Source organism: Streptomyces palmae, from assembly GCF_004684805.1.
Taxonomy (GTDB): Bacteria; Actinomycetota; Actinomycetes; order Streptomycetales; family Streptomycetaceae; genus Streptomyces; species Streptomyces palmae.
In genome coordinates, this window is sequence record NZ_SRID01000402.1 from 1 (window position 1) to 6,136 (window position 6,136).

The window sequence follows — 6,136 nt, forward strand, 5'->3', positions numbered from 1 at the left end:
GGTCGGGGGTGGCCGGGGCGGGCGTCCGCACCACCCACACGCTGCGGAAATCCTCAGTGTCCCGCCCAGCGCGCCCGGCTAGCGTGATCCCCATGCGGCGAAGGAGCGTACACGTCGAAGACGGCGGCCGGAACGGCTGGGCACGGGCCGGGGGGCGATTGGTCACCGGTCTGGCCGCCGGGCTGTGCACCGCCGCCGTGGAACTGCTCTACGTGGCCGTGTCCGGGCTGGCCCTGCTGTGCGTGACCGCCTGGCCGGCCACCCGGCAGCGGGTGCTGGGCCCGGTGACCGCGGGGGTACGGCGGCTTGTGGCGGTGGAGCGGCGGCGGCTGGCCGGACTGCTGCGCCACCAGGTGTCCGCCGAGCACACCGACCGCCGCGCCTTCCAGTACCTGGCGGCGCGCTGGGCGCTGGGCCTGCTCGGCGGGCTGGTGCTGCTCTCCGCGCTCTGCGGGCTGGCGTACGCCAGCTTCCTGTGCTGGGGCTGGTTCATCATGACCCACAACACCGCTTTGGTGGTGATCTCCTCCGGGGTGGGCGGAATGCTGCTGCTCTTCCTCGGCGTGCAGGGCATGATCGGCGTCGCCGCGCTGGAAGGCCGGCTGGCCCGCCACTTCCTCGGCCCCAGCCACCAGGAGGAGCTGGAACGCCGTATCGAGGAGCTGGCCAGCAGCCGGGCCGGGGTGGTGGAGGCCGTGCACGACGAGCGCCGCCGTATCGAGCGCGATCTGCACGACGGGGTCCAGCAGCGGTTGGTGGCCCTGGGCATGCTGCTCGGCCGGGCGCGCCGCAGCCAGGATCCGGCGCGGGCCGCGGCGCTGCTCGCCCAGGCCCACGCGGAAAGCCGCCAGGCGCTCACCGAACTGCGCGAGGTGGCATGGCGGGTCTATCCCACGGTGCTGGAGGAGGCCGGGTTGCGGGCCGCCCTGGAGACCGTCGCGGAACGCTCCGCGGTACCGGTCGAGTTGGACCACCGGCTTCCCGACGAGCCCGGCACCGCGGTCCGTACCGCCGCCTACTTCGTGGTCTGCGAGGCCGTCACCAACGCGGTCAAGCACTCCGGGGCCGACCGGATCCGGGTCAGCCTCGGCTACCGGGACCCGGCCGGGGCACCCCACGTCGCCGCCCGGCACCCGGCCACCCTGCTGGTACGGATCACCGACAACGGCACCGGCGGCGCCGACCCGGCGGGCAGCGGGCTGCTCGGCCTCGCCCGACGGGTGGCCGCGCTCGACGGCCGGCTGCGGGTGGACAGCCCACCCGGCGGGCCCACCTCCGTCACCGCCGAACTGCCCTGCGGCGAACCCGCGGCCCACGGCCCCGGCCCCTCCCGCGGGCACGGCGATCCCGCCGAGGCGTCCGTCGCCGCAGCCCGTACCGTCCACTCCCGCGGGCTCGGTGACCTTGCCGAGGCGTCCGTCGCCGCAGCCCGTACCGCCCGCGACCCTGGTCACTCCCGTCGGTTCGGCGATCCCGCCGAACCACCCGCCACCGCACCCCGTACCGTCCACGCCGCGCCCGCCGCCGGCGAGGACGGCGTCCCCGACCCCCGACCCACCACCGGAGAGGCAGCCACCCCCGTATGAGGATCATCCTGGCCGACGACTCCACCCTGCTCCGCGAGGGGCTGGTGCGGCTGCTCGCGGAGGAGGGCCACGAGGTGGTGGCCGCGGTCGGCGACGCGACCGCCCTGCTCGCCGAGGTCGAGCGCCACCCGGACGTCGACGCCGTGGTGGTCGACGTCCGCATGCCGCCCACCCACACCGACGAGGGGCTGCGCGCCGCCCTGCGGATCCGCGCCCAGCACACCGGGATCGGCGTGCTGGTGCTCTCCCAGTACGTGGAGAAGCGCTATGCCACCGAACTCCTGACCGGCGCCGGCGAGGGCATCGGCTACCTGCTCAAGGACCGGGTGGTCGAGGTCGACGAGTTCCTCGACGCGCTGGAGCGGGTGGCCGCGAACCGTACCGCCTTCGACCCCGAGGTCGTCCGCCAACTCCTCGTCCGCAGCACCCACACCGACCCGCTCGGCAAGCTCACCCCGCGCGAACGGGATGTGCTGGACGCCATGGCCCAGGGACACGCCAACACCGCCATCGCCGAGCGCCTGCACGTCTCCCGCAGCGCCGTCGAGAAGCACATCAACGCCATCTTCGACAAGCTCGAACTGCCCGGCAGCTCGGGCTACAGTCGGCGAGTGCTGGCGGTACTCCGCTACCTGGGGAGCTGAGCACTCCCCAGGACCCGGGGCCGCACGCCTCCCGACCCATCCAGGAGGCGGAACGCCCCCAGGAACCGGGGCCGTACGCTCCCCGACCCCTGGGGAGCCGAACGCCCCCCGACCCCTCGCCCCCGGGCAGTTGGGAGCCGAACGCAGTGGCCGAGAACAAGAGCGCACCCCTCACCGACGAGCTGTACGCGTACGTCCTGGCGAACAATCCGCCGCTCGACCCCGTACAGCGCGAACTGGTCGACACCACCCACGCCCAGCTGCCCGACGCCGCCGGGATGCAGTCCGCGCAGGAGCAGGGCCCGCTGCTCGCCTTCCTGGTCCGTCTCATCGGCGCCCGGACGGTCCTCGAGGTGGGCACCTTCACCGGCTTCTCCGCCCTCTCCATGGCCCAGGCCCTGCCCGCCGACGGCACGTTGATCGCCTGCGACATCTCCGAGGAGTGGACCGCCTACGGGCGCGAGGCCTGGGCGAAGGCGGGCGTCGCGGACCGTATCGACCTGCGCATCGCCCCCGCCCTGGACACGTTGCGCGCGCTCCCCGCCGAGCCGCACCTCGACCTGGTCTACCTGGACGCGGACAAGCAGAACTACATCGCCTACTGGGACGAGCTGGTGCCCCGGCTGCGCCCCGGCGGACTGCTGGTCGCGGACAACGTGCTCTTCAGCGGGCAGGTCGTGAACCCCGAGGCGACCGGCGCCGCCGCCGCGATCAAGGAGTTCAACCGGCATGTGGCCGCCGACCCGCGCACCGAGGCGGTCATGCTGACCGTCGCCGACGGCCTCACCCTGGCCCGCCGCCGCCCGTAACCGGAGCCTGCCGCGACCTCATACGCCGCGACCTGACCCGGCGCCGCTCCCTCTTGGAGCCGCGCCGGTGCCCGTGCCCGTGCTCCCGCCCATACCCCTGCTCCCGTCCGTACTCCTGCCCGGGGTGCCCGGTGCCGACGGCCCCGGGCACCGGCTCCGGGATCGCCGTACCGGGTTCGGCGGCCTTGTCCGCTGGGGGACCGGACGGGCTGTAGCACAGCCGGGCGATCTCCTGTGGCGAGGCGCCCTCGTTCAGCGACCTCCGCAAGGCCCTGGCCCGCGCCCGAGCCTGGGTGCGGCTCTCCCGCGCGGCCTCCTCCGGGTGCCGGGCACGCCAGTACGGGTTGTCGTGCCGGAGCGTGGCACTCACCCGCCCCCACATCCCGAAGATCATCAGGAGCACCCCGACGACAAAGCTGAACAACACGTTCTGGATGTGGAACGCCAGGAAGTTGAAGTCGGTCCGCAGCAGCGCCAGATTCACGAAGCCGCTGAGCAGGAACCCGATCGCCAGCACCGAGTTGAGCGTGGAGGCGAAGTTGCCGCCGATCACCATGCCGGCGAAGAGCAGCAGGCCCACCACGATGGAGAGCACGCTCAGCGAGCCGTTGGTGTTCAGCCCGGCGATCCGGTCGCCATGGGTGTCGAAGAAGCCGACCCTGTCGATCAGCCCGAAGACACCGAAGACGATCAGCACCAGGCCCATCAGCCCGGCCCCGGCCCGGTAGACCTGGTTCAGCCGGTGATCGAGCGGCAACTGGTCATCGAACGCGATCCGCCGCGCCTGGGCCCGCCGTGGACGGGGACCGCGCCGCAGACTGTGGCTGGTACTGGCCGTATGGACCATCGCCGGCCTCCCTCGCGCCAGCGCCCCGGGCCCGTACGCCGTCCGTTCACCGCGCGCCATCCACCCGGGACCGCACACACGAACCCAGCATCCGCCCCCCACGCCCAACCCTCAACACGAGCGCCCCGACGACGGCCCCCACCAGGCGCCCGTCACGACGGGCGGGGGTAGGCGGCCCACCCCGCGACCGGTGGGCAGACCCCGAGCGCGACGGCGGCCGTCAGGAGCATGACCGCGACCCGCCCACGCGCACCCGAAGCAGCAGGTCACCCGCGCCCACCGACCGAGCGCCCTTACTCGCCCCGCCACGCGACCACGGGGAACGCGGCAGCACCGCGAGTACCCCGCTCGGCGGCGGCACCGGGCCCGGCTCACCGCAGCGACGAAGAGGCGGCCTCCGTCGGCGCTCCGGACCCTCAGCCGCAGCAGCCCCCACCGCAGCAACCGCCACCGCCGCCCCCGGCGGCCCGGGGAGTCGCGGCCGTACCGCCGACCGCCACCGCGGACAGCAGCTTGACCGTGTCGTCATGGCCCTCAGGGCAGGAAGCCGGGTCCGACGACTGGGCCATCGGCCGATTCAGCTCGAACGTCGTCCCGCAGGCGCGGCACCGGTACTCATAGCGAGGCATGTGCCGCAGCATAACCAGTGGCCCCCGCCATGCCCCACCCCACGCGAACCGTCCCGTACCGGGCGTCGTGGCTCAGCGCGCTCCCGCGCCGCGCTCCTCGCGGATCTCCTGGACCACGCGAGCCACCGACTGGCGGACGGCCTCCATCTCGGTCAGGAAGTGCCACCAGTCCGGGTGGCGTCCCTCCAGGCCCGCGACCGCCCGGTCCACCCGCTCCACGGCGGCGTCCAGGGGGCGTGCGTGCCGGGGGTCGGGGGTGCTGCGGCCGGCCATCGCCAGCCGCTGCGCGTCCCGGAGGGCGAACCGGGTGCGCTCGATCTCCTGCTGCGGGCTGAAGGACACCTGGTCAAGCCGTCGCAGCCGCTCGCCGGCCGCCGAAACCGCCTCGTCGGTGGTGTTCAGCAGCGCCCGTACGGTCGCCAGCAGGGCAGTCGCGTCCGGCCAGCGCTGCTCGTCCCGCGCGGCCTGGGCCTCCTTGAGCTTCCCCTCCGCGAGCGCGACATCCCGCTCCGCCTGCTCGGGCACCGTCTGCAGATCCTGCCAGCAGGCCGCGCTGTACCGGCGCCGCAGCTCACTGAGGACCGGCTGCACCCCGGCCGCCCGGGTGGTGATCGCCTCCGCCCGGGTCCGCAGCGACACCAGCCGGCGGTCCGTCTCCGCGGCCCGCTCCGGCAGCCGCTCGGCGTCCAGACGCACCGACTCCGCCTTGCGCAGCACCTCGTCCGCCCTGCGGATGGTCTCCTGCACGCCGTGCCGGGCCGCACCCTGGTTGAGCTTGGTCAGCTCCGGGGCGAGCGCCGCCAGCCGGACGGCCAGATCGTCCGCCCGCAGCCCGGAGGCCCGTACCGCGTCCAGGGCGTCACTCGCCGCCCGCAGTGCCTGCCGGGCCCGCTCCACCGCGGGAGCGAGCCGCGCCAGCTGGCTCTCGGCCCGTTGCAGCAGCGGACCCAGCCCCTGCTCGAAGCGTCCCAGCTCGGCCCTGGCGCCGTCCAGCCGCTCCTTGGCCCGCAGCAGCTCCGCCCGGGCCCGACCCGCCGTGCCGGCGTCCAGACCGTCCCGGTCCAGGTCATAGGTGTCGACGGCGGTGATGTAGGCGTGGCTCACCTCGTCGATCCGCCGGCCCAGCGCCTCGAAGTCCGCCGCCGCCTTCCGGCCGGCGGGGGAGTCGTCCACCGCGGTGATCGTCTCGATCGAGATCCGCAGATCCCGCTGCGCCGTGTCCAGCTCGTAGAACGCCGCGGCGGCAGCGTCCTTCGCCGCCTGCGCCTCCGCCCGCTGGCTCTCCCCGCGACCGAACCACCGCCGCCCCCCGCCCCCGGACAGCGAAGCCGGCACCGCCGCGACCGCGACCGCGATCAACGGCAACGGCAGCAACACCAGCCCCACCGCATTCCGTACCCCGCGCAACCCGGCACCGCCCCCCACTCGGCCCAGCCGGACCACCTCCCGGCCCGAACGCACAGCGGCGACGATACGGCGACCCGGGCGTGATCGACCCCGCCGGTACCGCACGCGTCTCCCCGTCACGTCCCTCTCCCGATCGATCGCCCAGGTCCGACTGTCATTCTCCCACCGAACGAGACGCCCGCACCTGTCGCTTATACACATCTCCGCGCCCACG

At 74.1% G+C, this 6,136-nt stretch carries 6 protein-coding genes; 3 read left to right on the forward strand and 3 right to left on the reverse strand.

The features are described from left to right. Positions 1-92: 92 nt before the first annotated feature. From E4099_RS27775 to E4099_RS27785, 3 genes are all read left to right on the forward strand, one after another. Positions 93-1,586, forward strand: a complete 1,494-nt coding sequence (locus tag E4099_RS27775) for a sensor histidine kinase (protein WP_209446771.1) — start codon at positions 93-95, stop codon at positions 1,584-1,586. Beyond that, positions 1,583-2,230: a response regulator transcription factor gene (locus E4099_RS27780; protein WP_167828501.1), complete on the forward strand. Its 648-nt coding sequence runs from the start codon at positions 1,583-1,585 to the stop codon at positions 2,228-2,230. The genes E4099_RS27775 and E4099_RS27780 overlap by 4 nt, the downstream gene beginning before the upstream one ends. A gap of 146 nt (positions 2,231-2,376) precedes the next feature. Continuing rightward, a complete protein-coding gene (locus E4099_RS27785) occupies positions 2,377-3,039 on the forward strand; it encodes an O-methyltransferase (protein ID WP_135341876.1) in 663 nt (220 codons plus the stop codon). Here the strand turns inward: E4099_RS27785 and E4099_RS27790 are convergent. The 3 genes from E4099_RS27790 to E4099_RS27800 form a co-directional block, all read right to left on the reverse strand. Next, positions 3,014-3,796: a DUF4383 domain-containing protein gene (locus E4099_RS27790; RefSeq protein WP_245245237.1), complete on the reverse strand. Its 783-nt coding sequence runs from the start codon at positions 3,794-3,796 to the stop codon at positions 3,014-3,016. The genes E4099_RS27785 and E4099_RS27790 overlap by 26 nt on opposite strands. A 506-nt stretch (positions 3,797-4,302) precedes the next feature. Continuing rightward, on the reverse strand, positions 4,303-4,515 hold the full coding sequence (locus E4099_RS27795) for an FmdB family zinc ribbon protein (RefSeq protein WP_135341878.1): 213 nt from the start codon (positions 4,513-4,515) through the stop codon (positions 4,303-4,305). A 72-nt stretch (positions 4,516-4,587) separates the two neighbouring features. Beyond that, positions 4,588-5,949: a coiled-coil domain-containing protein gene (locus E4099_RS27800; protein WP_245245238.1), complete on the reverse strand. Its 1,362-nt coding sequence runs from the start codon at positions 5,947-5,949 to the stop codon at positions 4,588-4,590. Between the last annotated feature and the right edge of the window lie 187 nt (positions 5,950-6,136).